This is a genomic window from Bradyrhizobium sp. th-b2, from assembly GCF_000426785.1.
GTDB lineage: Bacteria > Pseudomonadota > Alphaproteobacteria > Rhizobiales > Xanthobacteraceae > Bradyrhizobium > Bradyrhizobium septentrionale.
Genome location: NZ_AUGA01000043.1, coordinates 1 through 24,370 on the forward strand (window position 1 = coordinate 1; position 24,370 = coordinate 24,370).

The following is a 24,370-nucleotide window of genomic DNA, read 5'->3' on the forward strand; positions in this document are numbered from 1 at the left end:
GGGCCACAGCGGTAGACCATCGAAGCACAGCTTCAGCCCCTGGAGGGTGAGCAGCTAGACTACGCCGCCAGCTATCAGAGCAAGCGCGAGGACGGCGGGAACGAGGAACAGCTCAAAAGCGAGGCTGAGCGCGATCGGACTCGGCCCCTCCGGAATGAACTGAGGAACTGAAGATGAAGAAGGTTTTGATTATCACCGCGGCGCTGCTGACTGTCGGCGTCGCCCACGCCGCACCTCCTCTCCAGCAGATGCCGATCGATTTCGTCGGCGAGTGGTGCAATGGCGAGACATTCGAAGGCGAGACCAACTGGAAGCTGCCGAGCTGGATCGAAGAGGACGGCGAAAAATGCACCAACATCCTGAGCGTCGACAAATACGAGTTTAGGATGGTGATCAACAAGAAGTCGCTCACCTGTTCGCCCGACGCGATTCGCATGAAGTCGGATACCACCCCTTCCGGAACGGCCTATCTAGCTACCATCGATGCTCGTTGCATGACCTTGAATAACGGCGTTCCGGAATCCCAGCCCGGGAAGCTTACAACGTTCGAGTTCCGCCGCTACAAGGACAACATTTATATCAAGCAGAAGTAGGATTATGCCGTCACCTCGAGTCTACAACAAGCACCATGGGGACGCTCCCCTGGTGCGATCGACGTCGGCCGCGGCTCTGGCCATCGCTTCGTCATCGGCAAGGACGGCGACCGTGACCAGGTCTGCAACAAGTTCGAGTGCGAGCAGCTGCCCGAGCTGATGTGTCGTCCCTCGCCGGCTGCGACCTTGTCTGCTTCTGCGCGCCGCATCGCGATCGCGGGGACTCGATCCTGCTGAAGGCGAACCATCGCGTAGTAGTCTTTGGCGGTCGGAACTATGACGATAAACGCACGCTGTATCGCGTTCTCGACGCCGTCCATGCGCGCAGGAAGATCACCTGCCCTCATCATTTGAGGGGGAGATGTCGGGAGCTGATCTGCTGGCTCGCCAGTGGGCTGAGGACCGCACATTGCGGTCGCCCCCTACCCGGCCGATTGGGACAACGTCGATCGTCCGGGAGCTGTGGTGAGAAGAAACAAACGTAGGAAGCTGTATGACGCGGCGGCGGGGGCCGTTCCGCAATGAACGGATGCTGCGTGAAGGGCGCCCGAATTGCGCCGTTGGTTTTCCGGGCGGTACTGGAACTGCTGACATGACGAAGCGGCGCCTGGCCTACGGGATCACGCCGCTGAGCGTTGACGCCGCCCTCCAGCCTTGGTGATCGCCGAGATCACCCAGACGGCGGCGAAGTTCATCAGCAGGTTGAGGATCTCGCTGACGGTCGGCAATGTCACGGTGAACAGCGGGTCCGAGGCGAAGAAATTGACGATGAAGCCGGAGATGCCGGCAGCGATCAGAGCGTAGCCACGACCGAAGGCGATCGTGATGGCGCACACCGCCAGGGTGAGCATCACGTCGATGCGAGCGGCGATCTGAAGGAAATCCATGGCATAGGCCACTGGCGCTGATACGCCAAGCGCAGCGAGCCCGAACATCCAGTACGGCACCCGCCACTCCCCCGCAGGCGGTGGATCTGTCTCCGATGGAACGGCCTCGGGAGCGTCTTTCTCATCGACGATGTCGACAGCATCGAGGTCGATCGCACTGCTGCCGGAGAACCATGAGGGAGCGGAGCCGCGATCGAGGCCGTCCCACATCTGGTCGATAGCGCTCATCAGGCGCGACCGGCTGCGGGAGATCATCAGGCCGTCGTCGTCTTGAGACTGGCCGACAAAGGTGTCTCCGAGCTTGGAGACGTCGTAGTTTCGGTAAACGGTGGTCATCGAGAACCTCAGGCGACGGCTTGCAACGCCGCAGCAACGGGCGCGATCGGGAACGAAGGAACGACGGATATCGCTGGACGGTCGACCACGACCATTGCTTCCGAAGCAGCGTCCACGTCGATGAGATCGGACGGACTGTGCAGCCATGCTGGCGCGGGGATCTTCCCCTCAAGCGCATTCCACAGCGTGTCGATCGCGCGAGTGACGCGCAGCACGTTCCTGGATCTGATTGTGAAGGGTTCCCCGTCAGAGGAGTCGGCTCGGTAGGCCGCCCCGTCGAAGCTGACGACGTATGAGCGGTATTCAAACGACGTTCTCATCTTTTCTTAATGCTTCTCGTTCCCGAACCCACGGCGGGTCGGCTTGTGCGGGACTGCTATTAGCATTTGCATCCCGACGCAAGGGTACGGCGGGCCCGTTATACTACGGTAACCTTAACCCCACCCCCGTCACAAACCCCCGTGTTGGCGCGGATTTACCACACATTCCTCGCCCCGAGTGGCCTGGAAGAAAATGGATAGCCCCTCTTGTCACGGCCCGCCGTTTGCGTTAATGCAAATGCCATAAAGCAAATGGAGAGTCGATTGTTCCCGGGTTCCAGATCGCCCGTTAGCCCTGCATTTCCGCACGTTTCCGCGTTTCTGCGCGCGAGCGGATTGGACAGCGCTGCCGACTCACTGGCAACCCGAGTTGCGAACTCCGGTTTCGCCGGATGGTTGAAAGGCTTCCTCGGAAACGATCCTGAACTGGACCTCGCGCGAGTCAAGCAGGCGCGCTGGGATCGCTACTTCCTCACCGTCGCTCAAGCGGTATCCACCGCGTCAAAAGACCCCAGCACTAAAGTAGGGGCTGTCATCGTTCGTCCCGACAAGACGATGGCCTCTTTCGGCTACAACGGCTTCCCCCGTGGGATCGCCGATACCGACGAGCGCTTGAACAACCGAGAGGTAAAGTACGACCTCGTTGTCCATGGCGAGATCAACGCGATCCACACGGCCCGTGAGCCGCTGCACGGCTACACCCTCTACACCTGGCCCTTCATCACCTGCAAACGCTGCTCCCTCCACGTCATCCAGGCGGGCATCAAGCGCGTGGTCGCCCCCGAGCTGCCCGATCACCTGAAGGAGCGTTGGGCCGCTTCCGTGCGCGACGCCGGAAAACTCTATGACGAGGCCGGCGTGTCCTGGGCGTTGATCGATACGACGGAGGCGGCGTGACCTCCTGGCGCGAACCCGATCTGGCTTACGCTGCCGGCTACCTCGACGGTGAAGGGTGTTTCACGGTCGGCGATAACTGGCGGATCTTCGTGACCTGCACGAATACCTGTCGTGAGGCGATCGAGTGGCTGCGCGATGTCTTCGGTGGCACCGTTAGCGGACCAAGCAAGGTCAGCAAGGCGAACTGGCGACCGACGTTCCAGTGGAAAATCACGGCGCGGCAAGCTGCGACGTTCATCGAAGCCCTCCTTCCTTACCTCAGGGAGAAGAAGCCTCAAGCCGAGTTGCTCCTGCAGCTCCAGGCGACGATGGGCAGCGGTGGCCGCGTGCCTCCGGAAGTCTTGGCCCAGCGCCAAGCCCTCAAGGAGAAGGTCAAGGAGCTGAAGCGTGCGAATTAATGAATGGCCGCTGCCCTATGTCCGGGTGAAATGTTCGAAGTGTGACCGCGAAGGCCGCCTCAGCAAGGCAGGCCTGATCGAGCGCTTCGGACCAGATCGCGAGATGTTTGTGGTCCGCGAGAAGCTGACGGAACCATCCTGCAAGCGTCCTGACAAGAAGCAGCCCTGCCAATCGGTGCTGCCAGATGGCCTGCTGGTTCAGGCGATCATTGCGAAGAATGACGACGAGATCATCGACAAGCGGCTGACCGCTGAAGCGAAGAAGTGACGAGAGGAGAAGAAGTGAAGATCGAGGCACACGTATTGGAAGCGAGCGACAAGGGCGACAAGTTGCTGGTCCAGGCGCAGGGGCGCGCAGTGGGCGCGGCCGAATGGCAGCCGTGGATGTCGATCGCCGTCAACGTTCCGATGACTGACCGGAACAAGCGAGCCTTCTACGTAGGCCGCGAGATCGAAATCACCGTCAAACCCCGCTGAGGACACCATGAACAAGCGCGAGATCGAAGCCCTGCAGGATGCAGCAACCCGTCCGGGTGGCTGGGGCCTGTTCAAGCAGAAGTCCACCACGAAGCTGGCCGAGCTGGGCTACTTCGTGAAGGAGAAGCACCCGTCGTACGGCAACCAATTCCGCATCACTGATGCCGGCCGCGCCGCGCTCGCAGCCGCGGAGGCGAAGTGATGGTGGCGGTCCCGGACAATGAGCCCTGGCACGACTCTGAGCGCTACAAGGCGGGCAAGCTGACGAGCTGCGCCGGCTGCGGCAAGTCGTGCCGCAAAACCCACTGGGGACCTTGGTGCTACGGCTGCAACGTCGAGCGCATCGAGCGGATCAACAAGACCTTCGCCGACCTGATGAAGTAATCGCCACCAGCATCGACGGGATACGCGTGCCCGGACGTTTGCATGAGTGCAAAAGAAACAATGCAGATCAGACCCTTCCCCATTTTGCCGGCGCCGACGTTCAACCTCGCACCGCTGAAGGAGCATCACTACGGGCTCGCAAAGAGCGACCCACCGTGGGCGTTCAAGACCTACTCGTCCAAGGGCAAAGGCAAGTCGGCCGAGCAGCACTACGACACGATGACACTCGAAGACATCTTCGAGCTGGACATCGATCGCCTCGCTCATCGCGACGGCATGTGGGTTTGGCTCTACGCCACCGCGCCGATGTACGACCAAGCTCGTGCCTGCTTCGACAGGTGGAGCGTCACCTACGTCACCCAGGGCGTCTGGGTGAAGATGGTCAAGGACGGCAGCAAGCCGACCTTCGGCACGGGCTACGCGCTGCGCAACTGCCATGAGCCCTTCCTGATCGGGAAGATCGGCAAGCCTAAGATCCACGCACGCGACATCCGCTCTGCAATCCTCGAACCCCGCCGCGAGCACTCACGCAAGCCTGAGCAAGGCTACGTCGAGGCCGCGAAGATGGCTGGGCCTTATCCGAAGGCCGACATCTTCGCCCGCGTGCAGCGGCCCGGATGGGACGCCTGGGGCAACGAGATCAACAAGTTCGCCAACGACAACCAACCAGCCGCGGAGATTGCAGCATGACCCAGAAGATCACGAACATCAGCATCGTCCGCGCGGGCCCCATCGCCTTCACCGCCGTGAAGAGCGAGAGCGAGGGCGCGCGGTCCAACATCAAATTCAAAATGGTCTTCGGGGACACCGTCCTCGCAGACATGGGTGAGGAAGCCGCGCGTTTCTTCATCTCCCGGGTGCAGGAGGCATTCGCCATCGAGCGTGGCGACGAATGGACCCGCCTCCCCACCTACGCCGCGGTCGAAGCCGACCGCCAAAAGGTCGCAGCACGCAACGCGACCTCCAACTAACAGGAGTCAACCTTGAGAAAACTGACCACGGCGCTCGTCGGCGCCGCGATCCTCGCTGTGTCTTTTTCGGCCGCTGAGGCCCGCCCAAGGCACCACCATCGCCATCACGCGCATCATCATCGGGTAGAGCGCGTCGTCCAGGTTGAACCGCAAGAGGAGCGTGGCTTCTTCCGCGGATTCCAGACCGGCTCTCAGGACGGCTTCTCGGACAGCAGCGGCTTCGTGCAGCGCGCTCGCCAGTTCATTGGCGACACCGCTCACGAGGTCGGCGTGCGTTCGACGTTGTGGTGCTCCGCGTTCCTCCGGAAGGTGACCGAGGCTCAGGATGTCGACGACCGCGCCAGATCCTGGGAGCGACACCGCCAGATCACCCCGCAGGTCGGAGCCGTCGTGACCATGGGCCGCCGCGGTGGCGGACACGTCGGTATCGTTTCGGGCTTCACTAAGAATGGTGATCCGATCGTCATCAGCGGCAATCACGGCGGCCGCGTTGCGGAGAGCGTTTACAAGCGCAGCCGCATCCGCGCCTGGGTTTCCCCGACCTGAGAGCTGATGATGCTGAAGTTCGCAACCGAGATGCTTCGGGATGGGATGATCCGCCGACAAAAAGCCTGGCCCGTCGCGCGTCAGGGCCTGCGGATCGGACGCGGTGACGCGGGTGGCGCAGATCAATCGACCTCTTGGTCATCGAGGCTGCAGCCTTAAGGGCTATCCGCGCCAACGGCTTGGCGGCAGCATGCCGCCACGGCCTGCGGATCGGGAGTCTCCGATTTTCCGGATTGATTGCGACTCACATATTTGCTACGCGCAAGTTGTATAATTGCACGAAATGGGGATTGCGGTGGAAACGATAAGCCGTCCGGCAGCATTGGTTCGACAAGGTTCGCTCAAACTATACTCCACCTCGCTCAAGGTCAGCGATCTAAAGCGGCCAAACTTCTACACCATTAGCAAGCTTGACCCCGCTGATGCCGGTCCAGGCTACCAGCGTCTACTGAACGACGGACGGGCTAAGAGGCTCGCGGACTATCTTATCGACGGACAGACTGAGCACGATGCGTTTCTGCCGACGTCGATCTTTTTGGCAACAAACAAGGACATTTCGTTCGACCCAGCAACCAACACAATCACCTTCGACGTGAGCCAGATTGGGCCGTTCAACGTTGTTGATGGTCAGCACCGAATTGCTGGACTCGTATTGGCGGCTGAGAAGAACGCCGACATGCTGGAGTTCGAGATTCCTGTGAACATAGCTGTCAACCTCGATGAGATCAGCCAGATGTGCCATTTTCTCATCGTCAACACGACGCAGCGGTCAGTCGATAGGGCCATCGAACAACAGATTGTCGCGCGTTTAACCAAGATGATCGGATTAGAGAAAACACCGACGATGCCGCGTTGGATACGTCGTCAGGTGGAGAAAGGAGAAGATGCGCGAGCTTTGGCCGTGGCAAATCATTTGAACGACGAGCCAAGTTCGCCTTGGTACGGCAAAATTCGCATGGCCAACGATGAAGGTGATGGCGGCACCATTAACCAGAAGAGCTTCATAACCTCTCTAAGGCGTCACATCTTCTCCGCTAATAACCCACTTTCAAATCCAGTCTGGGATGGAAATCGGCCGCTGATCCTTTTGAATTATTGGAAAGCGATAATCGAGCTTTTGGTAGATGGCTCAGAGACGCAGACGGTGATCTTCAAGACGAACGGCGTGGAGTTATTCCACACTGTCTCTCCGACCGTCTTTACGCATCTTGCAGCGAAATCGGACTTCAAAAAGGACACAATCAAAGCACTCTTGAAGCGGGGCTTTGGTAATCTTCCGCCGGAACACATCGGTATGTCGCATTCAGAATGGTGGCATCGCGGCGGCGCCGCATCCGGGCTCAATCGAGGCGCGATCGGCAAGCTTGCGAATGCTCTCAGCTTGGCAATGAACGTTCAGGAGAACGCAAGCGGCGTCCAATTGTGAGATAGGCACCATGCGGGCAGAACAGTTATTCCCAAAACCGGACCAAAGGACGCGCTTCGCTTGGTCGCACCACGTAACTGTGCCCGACAAGCCAGGCTGTTACGCTCTAGTCACTTTTGGAGGAGACGTCATATACGTCGGCTTGGCTACAGGCAGCATACGGAGCCGCATGGGATCGCACTTGGATACAGAAGCGAAGCGGAAGGGAACCGATCTCGGTGTGCCGTTCTGGTTTGACTACCTTGTCGAGGACGGTGCAAAAGTTGCCGCGATAGAGCGCGGTTGGATGAATCAGTCCATACTTGCAGACGGCGAGATGCCGGCCTTAAATAAGGTGTATAGCCCAATCTAATTTCATCATCCGCAATGCAGCTTGTACCTGCACCATGCGGCGCGTCAGTCGGTCGAAGAAGGGTATGGCAAAATAGCCTGCGAGAGGGGGCCCTATCGTGGTGGAGGCACCAATTTGCGCCCGCGAACTCCCATACAGGGCCCGCAGTTCTTTTGCCTTCATCACAAGTCGGAGGGGCTACAGCGCGCCGACAAAGACCGGCGCTTGCATCTGACGGATGTCGATAGATGAGTAGCGCCCTACCCTAACTCCTTCATGTGGTGCAGAAAATGACCGGACGTTTCTGCGCCCCCAGGTTCAATCTCGACCACTTCACCGCCCTCGGGGCGAAGGAATGACCGTAACTTGGCTCGGTCAAGCCTCCATCCAGAGGCTCGAAGACTTCTTTCCAAGGCTGTTAGGAAGGCGCGATCGGCGTTTTCATCATTCAGGTATGTGCGACGCCCTTCTTTTTCCCACTCGTCCTCGATTAACCTGTCGCCTTGTTGGACGAGGATATCATGAGTTGATACGCTCATTGCGTCAACCGCGGACTTCTCGCAAATCTTCATGACCTTGAAGAATTGTGTCAGCGAATTCCTCATGCAATTGCGTTTGCAGCCACCGATGGATCTCGTCTAAAAACGCGACTTGTTCTTCCGTGATAGGAAGGCTCTGACCTTTTGAGGCATGCATCACTGGCTTCCTCAGATCGTTTACTTCAACAAGCCACTTAGTACGGGCCTGCTTGTTTCCTTTTCCGCGAGCAAGCGGAGCTTCAAAAAGTTGCCAGTTCGCCTCAGCAATATCCCTGTAATCTAATAAATCAAAATTCTCCGCTCTCCCTCCCTTTTTTCCTCCCTCCTCGTTTATCCGGTCATCTACTTTCTTGCGGACGCTTTTCGGCACACCAGCAAACCACCAATCTGTTTCCTCATCTCCAAATTCATTCTTCAATTCTGAAAGGATTGTTGATTGTAGCACCCGCTCAATCCCTTGGAGCAGTTCGAAGGCTTGAGTTGTTGTTTGAGCTTTCTCTCGAGATAAAAATTCCTTGAGCCCAGGCGGATTGAACGTTGCGTCTAAGTTTTGGACAAACTCTTCAACGCGCCTCGTGCCGGTTGTCTGCCCTTGTATCCCTCTAAGCGATCGGAACTGGGTCATCTGTTCAGGAGTGCGCGTAGCGAAAAATTGACCAACAGCACGGCCGAAGGGCTCTAGAGCTTCAACTAGCTCTTGCGCATCAAGCTCGGACAAAGAAAGACGCTTAACAGTCTGCAAATGGTGAAAAGCGCTCCGAAGAACGTTCAAGCAGACCGTAATCCCGTCGTTCATCGTTAAGCCGCCGCCTTCTCCAGATCCTTTCTCCCACAATTCGGAAGCTGCCGACTTTACCGAGTCAAGAAAGCCGATCAAAACAGTGACTGTACGCTTCAAAGTTGCCTGATTCTCACCGTCCCACAATGGGCCGTACTCCAGGACTTCGCCCTTCCTCGTTCGCGCGATGAACAGTCCTGTCTTTTCGAGAGCGTGAAAAATACTAGTCAAAGATATACATCTCGTCTCAGATCGCGGATCATCAGCTTTGAGAACACGGCCCAGGAGCGGAGACTTTAATTCCGAATCGAGGGCCTGAACAACTTTCGATAAGATCGCCTGCACTCGAATTTCGGGATCATCGGCATCCCAATGCAGCTCCGCATAAAGCTCTTGGAGAAGGCCTTGCTTGACCTTTCGCTGTTCGGCGTTGATGTCAACGAAAAGCCGCGCCTGCTCACTCGGTTCAAGCCCAACAAAAGCAATGACCGAAATAAGGCTCTTCTTTGCATATTGATGATCGGCATAGGAAAACAGTCGGTGCTGACCATCAATGATCCACGCGACGCGGTAGGCTGGGCGGATCGTGAGCCAACCGAACGTAGCATTCTTGTCGTCGCCTTGCTGCTTGCCGCGGTCGAAAGACAGCCAGCGGCTCTCTGCAATATTTACAACGATATTTGTTGGGAAAATGCCTCCCTCGCTGATGTACTGCCGGATCGATCGAAGTCGAGATTTCTTCAACAAGCGCTGATAGGCGTCTATATCCGATGCTTTCCCTCTCGCTCTGTGTGAAACGAACGCAATCTTCAGGAGGTACTCGGGAGAAATGCTAAAGGAATAGCTCGTAGAACCGCCAATCTTTGCGCGGATCGCCGGTATCTTGATTTCGAGGCCGGGAATGCCGCGCCCCTGCAAAACATCAGCAAGAAATTGATATCTAGCCGCGGTCCCAACCTGAAGAATGAGCAACTCATAGTATTCCAGATCTCTTTCGTCCAGAAGCGTCACGCCGGCCGTGTTAGCTCGAATCCTATCGTTGTCCGATATGATTATCCTGGATGACCATATTGCAAAGCGAGTTACACGCTTATGGCTAGCGGGTATCTGCGCGGCAACTGCTCGGGTAAATTTCTCCTTCAATGCAGCATGTTTCGCGAGAACGGTTGAGAAGTCCGCAAACTTCTTAGGAGTTTCGCTCGACTTACATTCAACGGCAAACGCGACTTCACCATCGATAGCCACCACATCAATTTGGTTGTCTGGGCCCTTTGGATCATTTGCGTTCAGCAGCTGAAACGCACCTCCAACCCCCGAAAGATCATTGAAGCCCATTCGATACATCAATATCCAGACGCGGTCTTCGAGCAGCTTGTCATGACTTTTAGGCTTGCTTAGGCGGGAAGTGGAAGCATTCACTTGCGCTACAGTCCAGCCTTTTGCCAATTCCTCTGCTACAAGAGGTTCGCGGACAGTCTTGAAATCGTCAGCCTTCGCCCTTCTGTTAGCGAGCCCGCGGAGTTCATCTCGGTGGAAAATGTTGCTCAGCATGCCTCAGGCCTTTGGTAATTCACAGTTATGGCAAGCTCAGAGGTTTCCGTTCGAAAGTCTGAACTCGCAGCGAGGACCGAATGTCGCGGCAGCCGAACAAATTCGCCTACGTTGCGATAGAGGTCCCTGATTGATCTGTGGTTGGCATTCAGTACAAGCAGTCGAACGCCTCTTTCTCGCGCCCGAATGATTGCTTTCGATAGTCGGACTTGATCATCCCAACTAAAGATCGCCTGATTGTATTTGAGAAAACCATTCATGTTATGTTTCACCGTGTAGGGAGGGTCGATGAATGCGAAGTCTCCCTCATCGGCGCGTTCGATCGTAGTTTCGAAGTCGCAGCAATCGATATTGATGGATTTGAGTTGTGCGGAAACCCCTTTGAAATCATCGGATGGCAATAGGACGCTATTTTTTGTACCTCGCGGCACATTGAACAGGCCCTTCTTGTTGACGCGATAGAGACCGTTCCAACATGTGCGATTTAGGTAAATTAGCCGCGCAGCCCTGCTTGATGGCTTTGCGGGCTTGCTTGCTCTTACTTCGTAGTAGTAATCGTCCGAATGCTGCTTGCTGTGCTTTTCGAGGGCTGATTGTACCCCTTTCGGATCATCACGCAGCGCTAGGTAAGTAGCTACCAATTCTTCATTCAGATCTGAAATGATCCCACCGGACGGCCTAACGTGAAAATAGACTGCCCCGCTCCCGAGGAACGGCTCGAAATAGTTTCGAACGCCTGAGGGAATAAGATCTGGAAATCTCTGTATGAGCCATCGCTTCCCACCAGCCCACTTTAGGAAGGGATCAAACTGCGCGTGAACGTCATGAGTTGAGCCGACCGTTGCATCCATTTTCTTCTCGAGATCTCCGAGCGCGCACAACCCAGCTTTCGGAAGATTCTCTATGGGTTGGCCGACTCAATGCACCTCCTTTATCGTAGACTCGCCCCAGACGGGCAATAGGCTCTCATGTGCAACTCTGGCCTATTCCGGCCAAAATTGCGCAGCTGCCACGCGGCCGTCGCCTGCGGATTAGGTAGGCCTCATGTAGGCGCAATCGGCAAAAATGATTGCCCGCTTGGCGCCGGTTACGCTGGAATCTTCCAGGTCCTCACCAAGTTGATCGACGCTGCCCACCATCTCAGCGGCCGGGCGCGCCGAGCGCCTGGAAGACGTTTCGATCCGGCCTCGTAGTGCTGAACCAGCGCCGTATCGAGTGGCTCTGCTGGATCATCGGGCACTGGAGTGTCTACGAGCCGTGGAGGCGGGGTCAGCGCCACTGGCTGCGGCCAAATGCCTGCTGCCGCTGCAGTGAGCTGGATCACTGGCAGGTCTCCCGTACCAAGTTCAAACCCTTGGATGTGTCATGAACGGCTGGACCCAAGCTGCGATCGGCCCTTCGCTACGCGCGCGCGTTAGTCGTGCCCTAGACTTCTGCCAAGGGGGAACTCAAAGTTAAATACCGAAAATGCCGGTCGCGGGTTCCATCGGAAGGGCCTTGAACTCTGCTATAGTCGTGTCTGGAGAGAGGACGCCATGGACCCGACAGCCGTTGTTGTAGCTCTGATTTCAGCAGCCGCCGTAATAATTGCAGCCGTGATAAAGGCAAATGCACATCAACCACGTCGTCCATATGAACCGTACGAACCCGAAATCGTTTATCGGCAAGCTCCGGTACGGCAATCTGATGATCCGATTTGGCTCTGCGTAGCGGCCCTATGCATCTTAGCTCTCGGGTTGCTGCTCCTCACGGGGGACATCTACGGACCTGAAGTGCCCATATTCGCGTTCGTCGCGTTTCTTTCCCTCGTGATCGCGAAGAGGCGCTAGTCGCCTCCGCCGCGGCAGGTTCGGGCTCAGCGTCACCCCCGGGTCAGCTTCATGTTGATGAGCCGCATTTCGCTTTCAACTCCTGGTCCAGGACATGGATCTGGCGCCACAGCTCCGTGATCCTCGCCTTGAGTTCTGCCTCCGTCATCGACGCCTTCGGCTCCGGGTCCGGCAGCGCGTACGCACAGTCGGCGCAGATGACAGCTCTCTTGTCCCCGATGAATGTCTTGTCCTCTTGATCCCTGCACCCTGCTCCATGGCAATGGTTCAGGTATGACCCGGGCGCCCAGCCATATCGCTGGGGCCTCGAGTCCTCTTTCCAGCGCAACATCAGCGACCGAGCCCGGTTGCCAGCGCGAGCCCGGCGGCAGCCGCGATCGCCTTCTTCGAGTTGGCGTGGTCTGCTGCACCCGGCTGAAGTGCTGCGCCATCGCCTTGTCCAGGTCGGCGTAGAGCGTTTCCACGTCGGAGTCGTTGTGGATGATGTAGTCCGGCTGGATCAGGTCGATGCGCTCGCTCGGGTGAACGCCCCACATGATGCCGAACTTGTCGAACAGGAACTCGCCCAGCTTGTGCTTGAACTTCGCCGGCCGCGTGCCCGGGCGCTTGATCATGATCACGAAGCCGCCGAGGCCACGGATCGCCTTCGCCTCGTTCGGGAAGCGCACGGAGTCGTTCATGACGGACTCGCCATCGGCGATGCCGCGAGCCCAGGTGTTGGCCCACAGATCCTCGCTGATCAGGTTGCGGCCCCACTCGGTGCCGATCGTGATCTGCGCATAGCGCGAGGTGACGCCCAGGCACGGGATCACCTGCTCCTTCAGATCGCCCTCCAGGTAGCGTGTGATCTCCTCGGACGACATGCCGTTCGCCTGGAGCAGCACCGCGAGCATGGCCCGCAGCGGCTCAGCGATGTGCTTGCGGCGCACGCCGTACTTCTTCTCCAGGTACAGCGCCGCCGTGGTCTTTCCCGACTGTGCGAAGCCCGATAGGCCGATAACCGTCATTTGCAGTCCCTTTCCTTTGCATTCAAACAAGCGTTCAGGCAGCAAGCAGCTGCCGCGTCACGTCCACGGCGTCCCACAGCGTCGGGACTCTGAAACCGACGAGCTGGTTGACCATGGCGTGTTCGTGGGGGTTGCCGTAGGCCGCCGGCGGCGTGAACTTCACGGGCTCACGAGCCTGAGCGGCCTTCCAACTCGCATAGAGGTCTTCCTGTTCTTGGACGATCTCCGGCGGACGACGCTGGAATCCCTTGTGGCCTTTGTGACCTTCCGGACGAAATCCTGCGTTGATCTTTTCGATCTCGAAACCGAGCGCCGCCTGAGCGCGCTTGATGACGAGATGGGGATAGATCGCCTGAGCGAGTATCGCTGCATCCTTGTTGTTCACGGTCCAGCGCCACGCCTCGCGCCATTGGGGATTGTTGCTACGCTTGTACGGGCCTGTGATCACGCCGAGTCCGTTGCTCCGCTGATACGCGGCGTCGATCATCTCCTTGTCGGTCATGGTGACCTGGATCCGGAACTCGAAGCACGGGCTGCCGGAATCCCGGACGCGACGCACGACGTAGACGCACCCCTCTCCGTCGATGAGAGCGGCAAGCCAACCGAGATGGTTGTGGTCAATGGTGTGCGCCGGAGCATCTTCCATAGCGCAAACGATCGGGATGTCCTTCGAGTTTGCCCACGCGATCTCAAGCATGGTCCCGATCGAGACCTTCGGCGCTGCCAGCAGATTCACCAGCAACACGTCGCAGCGCATCGCGTCCCAGCGATCACGGATGGTCAGCCCCTTCGGGGTGGACATCGGCGACTTCAGTCGCTCGGTCTCCTTGGCTGCATCGGTGAAGATACCGATCGCCTTCATGTGCTCCTGGAAGCGGAGCGGCGAGAGCGCCTTGATCCCGAACTGGGCGAGTTCGCCTTTCGCGTACTCGCGCCAGTCCGTGGCGCCCTCGAAGTTGAGACCGGAGATGGGTCCGGCCAGATAAACCAGCATGCAAGCCCCCTTATTTGCATTCATGCAAGCGATTAGACAACGAAAGACGCAGCGGGCATGCGGATGACCCGCCGTCCCGGACGCCACTTGCCCTTTTGGAGCGTGGCCAGTGAACGCTTCCCATCCGGATACTGAATGGTCACGGTGACCGCCCAGCCCGACAGGCCCTTGTTGTAGCCGTGACGCAGGTTCATGACGCCGGAGACGTACACGCCCTCGTTGATCTCGGGGCTGTGCTTGTCGCCGATCGACATCTTGCGCCCTGCCCGCGCAAAGCCGGCCACGGTGCCCTTGGCGCCGTTCGCTCCGCGGAAGCCGTGGTTGCCGACCTCGATGCCGTCGATCAGGAAGCTGTAGCCGTCGACGCACCACTGGACCAGCTCGCCCAGCTCTGGGCGCTTGATCCGGACTGCGTGCTCCAGCAGCGAGAAGCGCGGCAACGGCAGGTCATTGTCCAGCGCGTAGGAGCGCTCCTCGACATACCCGAGGTAGGCATCCTCCAGCTGGAGGCCGTAACGGATGTTGGTGCCGTCGTTGCGGTACCGGCCCTCACGGACGTACTTCTCCAGCGCCAGGTCGTGGTTACCTTCGGCGATGATGGCCTTGCGGTCCTCGCGCGCCAGCAGCGCCAGGAAATCGCCGACTCCATCGACCTCGTTCTCCACGCTGTCGCGGCGACGGATCGCCATCTCGTAGCTGTGGGCGTTGTCGTGGACGTGGTGGTGGTTTCGAGCCTCGTTGTCGAAGATGTCGTGCAGGATGACGTTCTCGGGGTTGAGGACGTCGACCATGCTGTTGCGGAACTGCGCTCGGCCGCCCCGCATATCCCATCCGAAGATGGCCATGCAGTTGGTCTGGTCGATCTTGCGGACGTGGATGTCCGGCATGGTGATCGCCTTGACGCGGTGCCCGGTCGTGACCTCGGCGTTCGCCACATAGGCGTCGAGGTCATAGAACGAGCCGTCATCATCGTTGGCCGTGATCTGGCGGCAGAAGATGTCCCCGTCCTCGTCGAACTGGACCACGGTGGCGCCGATCACCTGATGGAACAGAGACTTCACGCCGGCCTTGCGCGGGATGACCTTGGGGCGCGTCACGGCGCCCGACGTCATGACCTGGTGGGCCTGGATCGTCGGATCGGTCGAGGGCACGCTCTTGAGCTGCCGCTTGGCGTGCGGGAACACGGCCCAGCGGCCCCGGCTGTACGTCACCAGATCGGAGATCGGCGCGGATGCGGTCGGCAGCGTGTTCATCTCGCCGCAGAACATGAAGTTGTCGCCGACCTTCATCTGGCCGAAGCACAGATACGGCGACAGCTCGGTGGCGTAGGCACGCGCGGTTGGGTTGTTCTCGGCCCACCACTGGGTCTCGTAGGTCCAGGGACCGACGACGATCTCGGCGTCGATGTAGGCCGCGTAGGCCTGGAGGTTGGCCCAGAACTCCTCGTGGAGCGGAGCGTCGTTCTGCGCTCCGGTGAAGATGAAGCTGCGGCCACGCGAGTCCTCGACGGGCTCGACGCGCAGGGTGTCGCTCATCCAGGTGCGGGGCGTGCCCTCCTTGATGACGTAGGCGCCCAGCTGGCGGTCGTAACGACGCACCAGGTAGGAGTCGATGATGATGGCATCCGGGTTGATGACCGGATAGTTCGATGCGGTGATGAGGGAGGTAACTTCCGCGGAGAGGGATTCCGCACGCTTGTGGGCGTGGTCTTCGGCGGACAGTTCTTCGCCTGCTTCTTCGGCACCGCGGGTCACGGTGGCGGTCTTTACAGGCGGGATGTAGAGCGACCAGTCGACCGCGAAGTTCTCGCGGCGCTTGCGCTTCAGCGCCTCTTCGGCGCGGACCCAGTTCGGATAGTTGATGCCGTCGCGGCGCTCCGCAGTCTTGGTGGCGGAGGCGAGGCCCCCACGCTGCCCCTGCGGGTGGTAACCCAGCTTGAGCAGATCTTCGATGACCTGCTTTCTGCGAGCGCGTTCTTCGGTGGTGAGGAGCGTCATTTTACCCTGTGGTTGGTTGGGAACCCGAAACCACGAGGGTGTGCCTACCCCCGAGATTTCGGCCTCGGAGGTAGCACATCATTTGCCTTCGTGCAAATATCAGAATGCAAACGGAGCAGTCAAGCGTTATTTGGATGTCAGCTTGATCATGTTGACCATGCGATCGACGATCGCATCGGGCATCTTCATGACCGCGTCCGACAAGCTGTCCATGCGTTCGGTGAGCCGAGTCTCGATCGCCCTAACGGTATCCCAGGAGGCGTACTCCTCGACCACCTTGAGCTTGAACGCGGTCACCTCCTTCATCGCGTCCTCGGCCTTGACCTGTGCCTTGGCGACAGCAGCATCGGCGTCGGAGCGGACCTTATCGATCTTGCCTTCGACCTTCCACCAGATGCCGGACACGAATCCGGCAATGGCGAGGAACGGCCCCACGAGCTGCAGAGCCTCTGAAAAATCCATGGCCATTAAAGGTAGCCTTCCTTCTCTGCTCGATCGAGCAGGGCCATGCAGGCCTTGGTGTCTTCGATGTTGGTGTTTGCGCCGATCAGCGCGGCCCGGTAGCGGGCGATCACGGTACGGGTGTCCATGCCGGCCTTGATGGGCGGCAGATCAACCCTCTGCGCGACCCTCATGCAGGCCTCGATGTTCGGCCGCTGCTCCACGGGAGCGTTGCTACCGGATGTTTGACAGGCTGCGAGCATCAGCGGGAGACAGAACAAGCCCCCGGCCCTTCGCATGCCGGCGAGCCAGCTGCGTTTCATAGTCCTTGACCTTCTTTTGGAGATTGGCTTTCGCCGCTTCGGACTCGGAGAGCTGTTTCTTCAGCTCGTCCTCGCGCTGGTTGGCCTCATCGGCCGCGCTATCGTCCGGGCACTGCGGATGACGGGTCTCTTTCGGCCCGTTGCACTGCCAGTACGGGATTTCAGGCTGCGGCACCGACCTCTCGTCGGCCTGCGCCAGGTCTTCCTTGAGCTGCCTGACTTGCGCCTGCAGATCCGACTTGCCGGCCTCGCCCAGGTGATAGGCATATCCGGCGGTGACGACGAGGATGATCAAGGCCGCGATGACCTTGACCTTCCAGTTGGTGAGCATTCCCTGGGCTTTCGCCCAATAGAACGTGACCGCCTCCCTGAAGGCGGCGGCCCTTGCCATGACTTTATCCAAGGTGAACTCCGGTTTGGTGATCGTGCAGACGCCGCTTGATGACGTCGCCGTAGAGCTTCCAGGTGACGAAGCCGACGACGATCACGCCGACCCACCAGTACGGTGCGAGCGCGTGCGCCGTGTCATGGATCGAGTCCATGACACCCTTGAGCTGATTGACCTTGTCGACCATGCCCTGGATCTGATCGAGAGCGCCGGTCTGCGAGGCGCCGCCGAGGGCACCAGCGCCAACCAGGATCTTCGACATCAGGGAGCCCTTGTCGGCCGCCTGGATCGTCTGGGAGCCGGCAGAGCGCAGATCGTCGACGGTCGCCGAGGCGCGCTCCGGGGCGATCTCACGCTTCTCCTCGGTCTTGTAGAGGAGCGCCGTGGTCTCATCGTTCGGATGGCCGGTGACCTTCAGGCCTTCGCGCCGCTGGAACGCGGAGCAAGCGCCCGTGGTCAGATCGCCCCAGTCGCCATCGAGCTTGCCGACGTTGAAACCCAGCTCCTTCAGCTTGGTCTGGTAGACCAGCGTGACGGTCTTGCCCGGCTTGGGATAGAACTCGCCCTGCGAGATCTGGCCGAGGCGCCGTTCCCAGCGCTCATCCGCCGTCTTCATGCGGGTGTCGTAGTTGTTCTGCTTGTAGCCGGCGCCGTTGTAGCCGCGGGCGAACGAGGCAAAGTTCTTCGCGATGAGGAACTTGTCCAGGTGGCTGGTCTTGATCTCGCGGACCAGCGCATCAATCTGCTCTGCGATGCCCTTCGACAGCTCGTCGACCATCTCGGTCGCGTTCGGATACTTCAGGCGCTCGGCATTGAAGCCCATGGTCTGCCCGAGACCCCAGGAAGCCGCACGGTTGGCGACCTCCTCGTCGATCTTGCGCGCCTTCGCGATGACGTTCAGCCGGCCGGCAGAGGTGCCCTGGTCCTTGTACTGGGTGTTGCGGCTCCACTTCGGGATCGCGAGTCCAGCCATGATGGCGGACTTGAGCTTGCTCGGCTGGTGCTTCTGCAGCTCGGAATAGAACTTGTGCCGCTCGAAGAGCAGCGAGGGCGTGTGGCCGTCCTGCTCGAACGGCTTGCCCGAGGTTTCGCATTCCACGACGGCGAGCAGCGCCGACGCGGGCCAACCTTCGGCCTTCGCCGCCTGCACGATGGCGTCGATGATCTCTTGACTGAACATGTGATACTCGTTGTTACGGATTGGTGGTGAAACCGCCCTCGGCGATTGCGTCGATGTCCCGCTGGGTGAGGTCGTCGCGCTTCACATTGGGGTGGGTGCGGAGGTATTCGCCGAGCGTCTCACCCGGTCCTGGCCGCATGAACTCCTTGGACGCTTCCGCGTAGTCGGCGCCGTCGCCCGGGAGCTTGCACTCCATCTGCGACTTGATGCCGGTGCTCTTGATGTACGTGTGGGTCACCTTGTCGATGACGTACGAGCCGTTGATGCCGTCTCGCATGCCGGTCACGATCAGCGTCTGCTGATCACGGATCCAAGGGTCGCCCTTGGCGAGATCGAACACCGCCTGCACTTCTGCGCGCTTGAGGTTCTCGGCCTGAGAGCCTGCTGCCGCCTTGGCTTCCGCTTCAGAGTTGAAGAGTTGGCCGATGTTGAAAGCGCCGCCGAACTTCTTGGCGAGTCCAACTCCTCCGTCTCCGCTCGTGACCGGTGAGCCGACCCATTTGCGGACCATCTCGTCCTTGTCGAACCACGAGGCCTTGACCTCTCCGTAGCCAGGCTTGCTGGTGTAGCGAACCTGCCAGGTACCGAAGTGCTCCGGCTGAAGCACAAGCGTCGGCAGTGCGACTCCACTCGTGGTCTCGCCTCCGTCGCGCTTGGCAAACATCAGCTTGCCGTCCACGACCTTGGCCACAGCTCCTGTCATGCGCTCCAGCTCGTGGATCATGTGCAGGTTGCTGACGACCTGGTTCTTGAAGGGGATTTTGAGCGCTCCGAGGTCGCCCGAGATGGACAGACCGAGGCCAGTTTGCTGGGCCATTTGACCGAGGATGTCGGAGACTGATTTGTTATCGAACTCCCTTATGGTGGGAGCTTTTTGGATGTCGGTCGCGCCGGTCGATTTGCCGACCAGCTTGATATTTCGGGGCGGACCGAGGAACGTTACGTCGTCGATCTCGAATGAGCCCATGTAGGCAAGGCCTACTTCCTGGTAGCCGAGCCAGATCTGAAGAGTCTCACCAGTCAGCGGCCGAGCGACACGCCAGTCGCGGTCGTCGATGAGGATGGTGCATTGATCGTCGTTGCCGTTGCCGGACTGAAGATCGACCCTGATCTGAAGCGTCCGGTCGTTGAGCCGGCCAGTGATGTCCTCGCCACCTTTGAAGACCCGGTAGATCGGGGTGTAGCCAGTGGTCACGATGCCTCCTAAAACGCAAAAAGCCGCCCCGGAGGGCGGCCAGATACGCGAGTGCGTATATTCGCTGGATATACGCGATCGCGTCTAAATCACTTCCAGAGGAAGACCTGCGGGATGACCGGGGGCTGCGTCAGTTTGCGCGGCGCCTCCGGAAGGTTGATCGTGATGCCCATCGGGAGGACGATCCCGCGCAGCTCGACACCGTCGTTCTGCTCGATGACCCACTCGACAATCTGATTGTCGGTCGAGCCATAGCGGTCAAAGCAGATGCGGTCGAGGCGATCGTAAAGCTTGGTGATGTACGTCGACATTAGGTCGCCTCGAAGTTATTGACGATCGTGGACGTCGAGGTCAGATCGTCCCCGTAGCGAGTCAGCTCCAGAGTGAAATCGATCTTGTGAGCGATGCCGATGGCGCCAATCTTCGACTCCGCGGTTCGCACTCGCCTGATGGCGTAGTTTCCAATCACCTCCGAGCCATAGCCGTCCGGATTGGTGAGCGGATAGAACCTCACGAGCAGCATCGGCTTGCCGGCGCGGCCGGCTAAACGCATGCGTTCAAGTGTGGAAATGCCACCGAAGTGATAGGGGTACATGCGGCCCTCGATGACCACATTGTCCTCACCTGGACCAGTGAACTGCATCGCAGGATCGCGCGAGAGGCGATCGGCCGACGTCCAGGTGTATTGCGCGTCGCGCTGAATTGTCTCGAAGTTTGGGGTGTCGATGCCCTTCGACGGCACGTAGAAGAGGATCAGACCGGTCGCGTCGTTCGCATTGGGATCCTGCGAGCCGAGACCAAGAAGAACGTCAGCCATCTATTTCCTCTGAGGTTGGAGAAAGGACCCCGGCCCCGTAGGGCCAGGGTCAATTGCGTTAGGTGTATTCGGACGCGGTATCGTGGGTCCGCCAGTTCATCGACTCGTCGATCCGGCGCTGCACCAGCGTCGCCAGCGCTTCCGGGTCGTGACTGCTGCCGTTGATGTGGATCTGCACGGGACCGCCCGTTCCGCCCCGCATCTGGCCTGCGCCGAGCGAGGCCGGAGACTGGACCGGAGGCACATTCTTGATGGCGTCGCTCGCGGACGGGACGTCCTTCCACGGCTGCGTTCCGTTCCACTCGAAGTGCATCGGGTCGCGGAACCGCTTCGACCAGTCTCCACCCCATGACAGGCCGTATTTGGCCGCCATGTCCCGAACATTGTCGGGCATGTCCGTCCCGCCATACTGCGGGTTGGTGCCGGGGTTGATGTCGATCGCGTTGCCGTAGGCGTGCTGCGACCAGCCGGAGCTGCCGCGCTTCTGGCGCATGTTGAACCCGCCGAGCGAGTTCACCTTGTAGCCAGACGCTTCCAGCTCGTCGACAAAGCCCTTGAAGGACTCTGCCGCCGCCGCATTGACCGTGAACTTCTTGCCGGAGGCCGTCATGATGGTCTGTTGGTTTTGACCAACGCCGCCATACTGCCCCTTCATGAAGTTGGCCTTGCCGCGGAGGCCGAGCTTGTCAGCCAGACCTGGCGTCACACCGGCCGCAGCCGCAGCCGCACCCGAGCCGTCGCCCATCTGGTTCATGAAGCTCTGAACGCCGGGCACCCAATGCCTGTTCAGTCCACGCGGGTCGTTGGCCGCCCCGATCGGAGCGTATTTGCTCCCCATCTTTCCGAGGTCGCCACCAGCCGCGTTCCAGTTCTTCGCGACGCTCTTCGCCGTCTGGTCGATGCCGGCATCGAGCGAGTTGAACTGCATCTTGGTTTTCCAGCCGGTGGCTGGATCCATGATGCCGCCAGGGTTGTTGCCTGACAGGAACTTGCCCTTGCCCGACTCCTGGGCCATGACGCCCGCGAGAAGTGACGGGCTGATGCCATTAGCCTTCGCTGCGTCGACGATCTGGTCATACTTTCCAGCCAGAGGCGTTCCTGCGAACACCCTGTCAAAGCCAGACCGGCTCAGGCCGCCGCCAGACGAACCGCCGATCGACGGGATCTTGTCGCGACCGATGATGCTGCCGGCGCGCCCTACCCCGAAGTCAGGGAGAGCCGCGCCCGGGGTGCTCTTGAGCAGGCTGGGAACGCCTCCGACGAGGCCGCCGCCGCCAGACCCGACCAGACCGCGGCCGGAGCCGCCGCCCAGAGCTGCGTATTGCAGGCCGCCGGGTCCGTTGCTGATGAACGCCGCGCGCTCGACCTTGCCCGTGAACTTGTTGAGGTTCTCGGACAGGTCGTCGATCGTGCCGCGTCGGCGTCCGGAGAAGTCAGTCGCTCCGCCGAAGCTCGTCGGCTGGAACAGGGGATCTCCGCTCGGCTTGTAATTGCGCAGCTCCTTCAACTTGGACTCGCGCGCCCGGAAGTCCTTAACGGACTCGCCCGGTCGGCGAATGTGAGAGTCGCTGACCGCTGCATCAGAGGCCGCAGCTGCACCAACGCCGAGGAGCGCCAGGATGCCCGGGATACCCGTGATCTTCAGGAGAAGGCCACCAATTCCCTTCACGAACGTGACGATGCCTTCGAGATAACCGGCCACAGTCCCGATTGCCTTCAGGGCTGCTACCAACTCAATGAGCTGAGCGGTGAACTTGCCCCAAGACTCGGGGTCGCCCTCCTTGCCTCCGAATGCCTTGAAAACCGCGGTCATCATGCCGCCGATCATCTTGGCCGCACGGCTAATCTCGCCGACAAACCCCTTCACAAAGCCGAAGACTTCCTTCGCGTAGCCCTTTGCAGTCGTGGGATCGCCGAAGGCCGCCTTGAGCATATCGGACCAGCTGTTGAAGCCCATGCCGGCGACCAGTCCGTCCGTAAACGCCTCGACGGTATTGGTGATCTTCGACGTGTCGATCCGGCCCAGATAATCTGTGAAGAACGCAGAGATCTGGGTGAATGCCTTCTCAAACCCCGCGCCTACCGACTCCCACACGAGAGTCATGGCAGAAACGAAGGACTTCCATCGCCCGGCGAGCGATTTCAGCTTTTCATCGCTGATCTTGTCGAGCGTGTCTGCATTCTTGGGATCGCGGATTTCCTTGAGAGTGCGTCGAATGTCGTCGCGAACCTGAACGAAGGTTTGCAGCTCGTCTCGCCATTCGCGCATGCCGAGCAGCGTTGCAATCTGCGACTGCTTCTCCTCCGACATCGTGCCCATCTTGTCGAAGATCTGGAGCAGCGTTTCGGTCGGATTCGCCGCCATCTTGGCCGACATCGCTTGCCGACCACCAAGGCCGAGCATATTCGCAGCCTTGCCGAGGTCCTTTGCTCGCTGACCCCTGGCATACTTTCCGCCAACGAGTTCGTTGACGATAAAGCCGATGAAGGTACCCGTCTTGCTCGAAGGCAGGCCAGCCGAAATGCCGGGACCTGTAAACGCGGGCAGCTCATTTGGATCCAGCTTCGAAGATGCAAACGCACCGGATGCCCGCCGGTTGGCCGCGATAATTTCATTCGGGTCCGCCGCGGTCGCAATACCGGCAACGGCCACCGAGTTGAGCATCTTCTTCAGTTTCTCAGGATTGAGGTTGCTCATATCCTGAGTGAGGGTCGCCAATCGAGTTGCGAACCTGGTAGTCTCCTTCAGATCGAGGTCGAGGCCTGCTCCGGCCTTGAGGATCGTGTCTGTGACGGCCTGCGCCTTGTCCTGCGGAATGCCCGCCTTGCGAACTTCGGTGAATGAGTCGAGCATCTGGTCGGGCGCCATGCCATACCTGATCGCGGCACGATTACCGTAGGACCGACGAAATTCCTTGACCTGCTCCTGGCTCATTTCGGCGAACATTCTCATGTTCGTCTCGGCCGTATCGATCTTCATGCGCGTGCGGAACGCGCTGACGCCTGCGTAACCGGTTGCTGCAGCAGCGGCAGCAGCATAGGGTGCTGCGCTACTGCCGAAGTTGGCCGCCATTCCCATGCTGCGCATCGCGTCACGTCGCATGCGGCTGAGGTTGCTTACATGGGTGCGCTGACGGCGCTCCTCATTCCTGAGGTGGGCAGCCTCCAGGTTGGAGAGCTGCTCGGTGACGCGCCGATGCATCGCTAGGCGGTCATCGTTGGTCTTGTTGTAGAGATATTTGAAGGCGACCGCGTTCTTGTATTCGTTTCGCAGCTGCTTCTCGATGTTTGCAGCCATCGTCTTCGACCCTCGCTTGTGCGAGTTCACGAGTTGCTCGTGCTGGTCCTTCAGATCCCTGATCCGATTGGTGAGCTTGCCCCAGGACAGCTGCGCACGTTCCGTATGGACGCCGTTTGCCTTCGCCCAATCGTAGTGCTTCTTCGTCAGGCCATTGAGCGAGCGCCCCATCTTGTTGGCGGCCTTGACGTAGTTCTCCATCGGGATGGATTCGATGCTGGAGCCGGCCTTGCCGAGCTTCTTCATCTGCTCTTCGAGACTCTTGATCTTGGCCAAGAGCTTCACGACGGTCGGGGACAGCTTATCCTCGCCCGTAAGGCGTGCCCTGATGTCGAGATTGTTGTCGGACATTGCCGCTCCCCGAGAGTCAAAAAAAATGGGGCCCAGGGCTATTTGTTGCCCTGAGCCTGCGCACGTAGTCTTGCTATCTCCTCGGCGTCTCGCTCGTTTAGCGCCTTGACGCCGTC

27 protein-coding genes are annotated in these 24,370 nt (G+C 59.5%); 12 read left to right on the forward strand and 15 right to left on the reverse strand.

What is annotated here, in order from left to right; genetic code table 11:
• Nucleotides 1-173: 173 nt before the first annotated feature.
• Nucleotides 174-593 (forward strand): hypothetical protein, encoded by a 420-nt coding sequence (locus tag K359_RS0134450; RefSeq protein WP_029083378.1) that lies wholly within the window; start codon nucleotides 174-176, stop codon nucleotides 591-593.
• Nucleotides 594-1,213: 620 nt separating this feature from the next.
• On the opposite strand, the gene K359_RS0134460 is transcribed toward K359_RS0134450, so the two are convergent.
• Nucleotides 1,214-1,816: a DUF4118 domain-containing protein gene (locus tag K359_RS0134460; protein ID WP_029083380.1), complete on the reverse strand. Its 603-nt coding sequence runs from the start codon at nucleotides 1,814-1,816 to the stop codon at nucleotides 1,214-1,216.
• An 8-nt stretch (nucleotides 1,817-1,824) separates the two neighbouring features.
• Nucleotides 1,825-2,136 (reverse strand): hypothetical protein, encoded by a 312-nt coding sequence (locus K359_RS63530; RefSeq protein WP_029083381.1) that lies wholly within the window; start codon nucleotides 2,134-2,136, stop codon nucleotides 1,825-1,827.
• A gap of 336 nt (nucleotides 2,137-2,472) precedes the next feature.
• Between K359_RS63530 and K359_RS53825 the strand changes: the two genes are divergently transcribed.
• From K359_RS53825 to K359_RS61825, 11 genes are all read left to right on the forward strand, one after another.
• A complete protein-coding gene (locus K359_RS53825) occupies nucleotides 2,473-3,033 on the forward strand; it encodes a deaminase (RefSeq protein ID WP_051346569.1) in 561 nt (186 codons plus the stop codon).
• Nucleotides 3,030-3,431 carry an LAGLIDADG family homing endonuclease gene (locus tag K359_RS0134475; RefSeq protein WP_029083382.1) on the forward strand — a complete coding sequence of 134 codons (402 nt, stop codon included), beginning with the start codon at nucleotides 3,030-3,032 and terminating at the stop codon, nucleotides 3,429-3,431. The genes K359_RS53825 and K359_RS0134475 overlap by 4 nt, the downstream gene beginning before the upstream one ends.
• Nucleotides 3,421-3,699 (forward strand): hypothetical protein, encoded by a 279-nt coding sequence (locus tag K359_RS0134480; RefSeq protein WP_156928802.1) that lies wholly within the window; start codon nucleotides 3,421-3,423, stop codon nucleotides 3,697-3,699. The genes K359_RS0134475 and K359_RS0134480 overlap by 11 nt, the downstream gene beginning before the upstream one ends.
• A gap of 14 nt (nucleotides 3,700-3,713) precedes the next feature.
• Complete coding sequence (locus K359_RS61815) at nucleotides 3,714-3,908, forward strand: hypothetical protein (protein WP_156928803.1); 195 nt, start codon at nucleotides 3,714-3,716, stop codon at nucleotides 3,906-3,908.
• 7 nt (nucleotides 3,909-3,915) lie between these two features.
• Nucleotides 3,916-4,110 carry a hypothetical protein gene (locus tag K359_RS0134490; protein WP_029083384.1) on the forward strand — a complete coding sequence of 65 codons (195 nt, stop codon included), beginning with the start codon at nucleotides 3,916-3,918 and terminating at the stop codon, nucleotides 4,108-4,110.
• Nucleotides 4,110-4,292 (forward strand): hypothetical protein, encoded by a 183-nt coding sequence (locus K359_RS0134495; protein WP_029083385.1) that lies wholly within the window; start codon nucleotides 4,110-4,112, stop codon nucleotides 4,290-4,292. Before K359_RS0134490 ends, K359_RS0134495 begins: the two co-directional genes overlap by 1 nt.
• Nucleotides 4,293-4,352: 60 nt before the next feature.
• Nucleotides 4,353-4,982: an MT-A70 family methyltransferase gene (locus K359_RS53830; RefSeq protein ID WP_051346570.1), complete on the forward strand. Its 630-nt coding sequence runs from the start codon at nucleotides 4,353-4,355 to the stop codon at nucleotides 4,980-4,982.
• The gene (locus K359_RS0134505) at nucleotides 4,979-5,263 is read left to right on the forward strand and encodes a hypothetical protein (RefSeq protein WP_029083386.1); all 285 of its coding nucleotides are present in this window, start codon (nucleotides 4,979-4,981) and stop codon (nucleotides 5,261-5,263) included. Before K359_RS53830 ends, K359_RS0134505 begins: the two co-directional genes overlap by 4 nt.
• A gap of 309 nt (nucleotides 5,264-5,572) precedes the next feature.
• Nucleotides 5,573-5,809: a CHAP domain-containing protein gene (locus K359_RS66320; RefSeq protein WP_371261219.1), complete on the forward strand. Its 237-nt coding sequence runs from the start codon at nucleotides 5,573-5,575 to the stop codon at nucleotides 5,807-5,809.
• A gap of 295 nt (nucleotides 5,810-6,104) precedes the next feature.
• Nucleotides 6,105-7,235, forward strand: coding sequence for a DGQHR domain-containing protein (locus K359_RS0134515; protein WP_198031223.1), 1,131 nt, complete (start codon nucleotides 6,105-6,107; stop codon nucleotides 7,233-7,235).
• A gap of 181 nt (nucleotides 7,236-7,416) precedes the next feature.
• Complete coding sequence (locus K359_RS61825) at nucleotides 7,417-7,587, forward strand: hypothetical protein (RefSeq protein WP_156928805.1); 171 nt, start codon at nucleotides 7,417-7,419, stop codon at nucleotides 7,585-7,587.
• A gap of 522 nt (nucleotides 7,588-8,109) precedes the next feature.
• On the opposite strand, the gene K359_RS53835 is transcribed toward K359_RS61825, so the two are convergent.
• From K359_RS53835 to K359_RS57530, 13 genes are all read right to left on the reverse strand, one after another.
• Complete coding sequence (locus tag K359_RS53835) at nucleotides 8,110-10,434, reverse strand: DGQHR domain-containing protein (protein ID WP_051346571.1); 2,325 nt, start codon at nucleotides 10,432-10,434, stop codon at nucleotides 8,110-8,112.
• Entirely contained in the window at nucleotides 10,428-11,285 is an 858-nt protein-coding gene (locus K359_RS59320; RefSeq protein ID WP_084518602.1) for a Dam family site-specific DNA-(adenine-N6)-methyltransferase, read from the reverse strand. Before K359_RS59320 ends, K359_RS53835 begins: the two co-directional genes overlap by 7 nt.
• 1,010 nt (nucleotides 11,286-12,295) lie before the next feature.
• Nucleotides 12,296-13,270: a hypothetical protein gene (locus tag K359_RS57520; RefSeq protein ID WP_051346572.1), complete on the reverse strand. Its 975-nt coding sequence runs from the start codon at nucleotides 13,268-13,270 to the stop codon at nucleotides 12,296-12,298.
• Between the two features lie 34 nt (nucleotides 13,271-13,304).
• On the reverse strand, nucleotides 13,305-14,264 hold the full coding sequence (locus K359_RS0134555; protein WP_029083392.1) for a nucleoside 2-deoxyribosyltransferase: 960 nt from the start codon (nucleotides 14,262-14,264) through the stop codon (nucleotides 13,305-13,307).
• Between the two features lie 32 nt (nucleotides 14,265-14,296).
• A complete protein-coding gene (locus tag K359_RS0134560) occupies nucleotides 14,297-16,261 on the reverse strand; it encodes a hypothetical protein (RefSeq protein WP_029083393.1) in 1,965 nt (654 codons plus the stop codon).
• A gap of 126 nt (nucleotides 16,262-16,387) precedes the next feature.
• Nucleotides 16,388-16,729: a hypothetical protein gene (locus tag K359_RS0134565; RefSeq protein WP_029083394.1), complete on the reverse strand. Its 342-nt coding sequence runs from the start codon at nucleotides 16,727-16,729 to the stop codon at nucleotides 16,388-16,390.
• Nucleotides 16,729-16,896 (reverse strand): hypothetical protein, encoded by a 168-nt coding sequence (locus K359_RS0134570; protein WP_156928807.1) that lies wholly within the window; start codon nucleotides 16,894-16,896, stop codon nucleotides 16,729-16,731. The genes K359_RS0134565 and K359_RS0134570 overlap by 1 nt, the downstream gene beginning before the upstream one ends.
• Before the next feature lie 40 nt (nucleotides 16,897-16,936).
• Nucleotides 16,937-17,416, reverse strand: a complete 480-nt coding sequence (locus K359_RS0134575; protein ID WP_029083396.1) for a hypothetical protein — start codon at nucleotides 17,414-17,416, stop codon at nucleotides 16,937-16,939.
• Nucleotides 17,417-17,420: 4 nt separating this feature from the next.
• Complete coding sequence (locus K359_RS57525; RefSeq protein WP_051346573.1) at nucleotides 17,421-18,593, reverse strand: N-acetylmuramidase domain-containing protein; 1,173 nt, start codon at nucleotides 18,591-18,593, stop codon at nucleotides 17,421-17,423.
• Between the two features lie 13 nt (nucleotides 18,594-18,606).
• Nucleotides 18,607-19,788, reverse strand: a complete 1,182-nt coding sequence (locus K359_RS0134585; protein WP_029083397.1) for a phage late control D family protein — start codon at nucleotides 19,786-19,788, stop codon at nucleotides 18,607-18,609.
• Nucleotides 19,789-19,877: 89 nt separating this feature from the next.
• Nucleotides 19,878-20,099 carry a tail protein X gene (locus tag K359_RS0134590; protein ID WP_029083398.1) on the reverse strand — a complete coding sequence of 74 codons (222 nt, stop codon included), beginning with the start codon at nucleotides 20,097-20,099 and terminating at the stop codon, nucleotides 19,878-19,880.
• Nucleotides 20,099-20,605 carry a phage tail protein gene (locus K359_RS53850; protein WP_035977644.1) on the reverse strand — a complete coding sequence of 169 codons (507 nt, stop codon included), beginning with the start codon at nucleotides 20,603-20,605 and terminating at the stop codon, nucleotides 20,099-20,101. The genes K359_RS0134590 and K359_RS53850 overlap by 1 nt, the downstream gene beginning before the upstream one ends.
• Before the next feature lie 58 nt (nucleotides 20,606-20,663).
• Nucleotides 20,664-24,254 carry a phage tail tape measure protein gene (locus tag K359_RS57530; protein ID WP_029083399.1) on the reverse strand — a complete coding sequence of 1,197 codons (3,591 nt, stop codon included), beginning with the start codon at nucleotides 24,252-24,254 and terminating at the stop codon, nucleotides 20,664-20,666.
• Nucleotides 24,255-24,370: the final 116 nt, after the last annotated feature.

Bases quoted from the DNA above. Each gene is read 5' to 3' on its own strand.
- K359_RS0134460 (WP_029083380.1), bottom strand. From the start codon at position 1,816: ATGACCACCGTTTACCGAAACTACGACGTCTCCAAGCTCGGAGACACC.
- K359_RS59320 (WP_084518602.1), bottom strand. From the start codon at position 11,285: ATGGATGCAACGGTCGGCTCAACTCATGACGTTCACGCGCAGTTTGAT.
- K359_RS57530 (WP_029083399.1), bottom strand. From the start codon at position 24,254: ATGTCCGACAACAATCTCGACATCAGGGCACGCCTTACGGGCGAGGAT.
- K359_RS53830 (WP_051346570.1), top strand. From the start codon at position 4,353: ATGCAGATCAGACCCTTCCCCATTTTGCCGGCGCCGACGTTCAACCTC.
- K359_RS0134560 (WP_029083393.1), bottom strand. From the start codon at position 16,261: ATGACGCTCCTCACCACCGAAGAACGCGCTCGCAGAAAGCAGGTCATC.
- K359_RS0134590 (WP_029083398.1), bottom strand. From the start codon at position 20,099: ATGTCGACGTACATCACCAAGCTTTACGATCGCCTCGACCGCATCTGC.
- K359_RS0134555 (WP_029083392.1), bottom strand. From the start codon at position 14,264: ATGCTGGTTTATCTGGCCGGACCCATCTCCGGTCTCAACTTCGAGGGC.
- K359_RS63530 (WP_029083381.1), bottom strand. From the start codon at position 2,136: ATGAGAACGTCGTTTGAATACCGCTCATACGTCGTCAGCTTCGACGGG.
- K359_RS0134490 (WP_029083384.1), top strand. From the start codon at position 3,916: ATGAACAAGCGCGAGATCGAAGCCCTGCAGGATGCAGCAACCCGTCCG.
- K359_RS0134505 (WP_029083386.1), top strand. From the start codon at position 4,979: ATGACCCAGAAGATCACGAACATCAGCATCGTCCGCGCGGGCCCCATC.
- K359_RS0134570 (WP_156928807.1), bottom strand. From the start codon at position 16,896: ATGAGGGTCGCGCAGAGGGTTGATCTGCCGCCCATCAAGGCCGGCATG.
- K359_RS57520 (WP_051346572.1), bottom strand. From the start codon at position 13,270: ATGACGGTTATCGGCCTATCGGGCTTCGCACAGTCGGGAAAGACCACG.
- K359_RS0134565 (WP_029083394.1), bottom strand. From the start codon at position 16,729: ATGGCCATGGATTTTTCAGAGGCTCTGCAGCTCGTGGGGCCGTTCCTC.
- K359_RS57525 (WP_051346573.1), bottom strand. From the start codon at position 18,593: ATGTTCAGTCAAGAGATCATCGACGCCATCGTGCAGGCGGCGAAGGCC.
- K359_RS0134575 (WP_029083396.1), bottom strand. From the start codon at position 17,416: ATGGCAAGGGCCGCCGCCTTCAGGGAGGCGGTCACGTTCTATTGGGCG.
- K359_RS53850 (WP_035977644.1), bottom strand. From the start codon at position 20,605: ATGGCTGACGTTCTTCTTGGTCTCGGCTCGCAGGATCCCAATGCGAAC.
- K359_RS0134495 (WP_029083385.1), top strand. From the start codon at position 4,110: ATGGTGGCGGTCCCGGACAATGAGCCCTGGCACGACTCTGAGCGCTAC.
- K359_RS0134450 (WP_029083378.1), top strand. From the start codon at position 174: ATGAAGAAGGTTTTGATTATCACCGCGGCGCTGCTGACTGTCGGCGTC.
- K359_RS53835 (WP_051346571.1), bottom strand. From the start codon at position 10,434: ATGCTGAGCAACATTTTCCACCGAGATGAACTCCGCGGGCTCGCTAAC.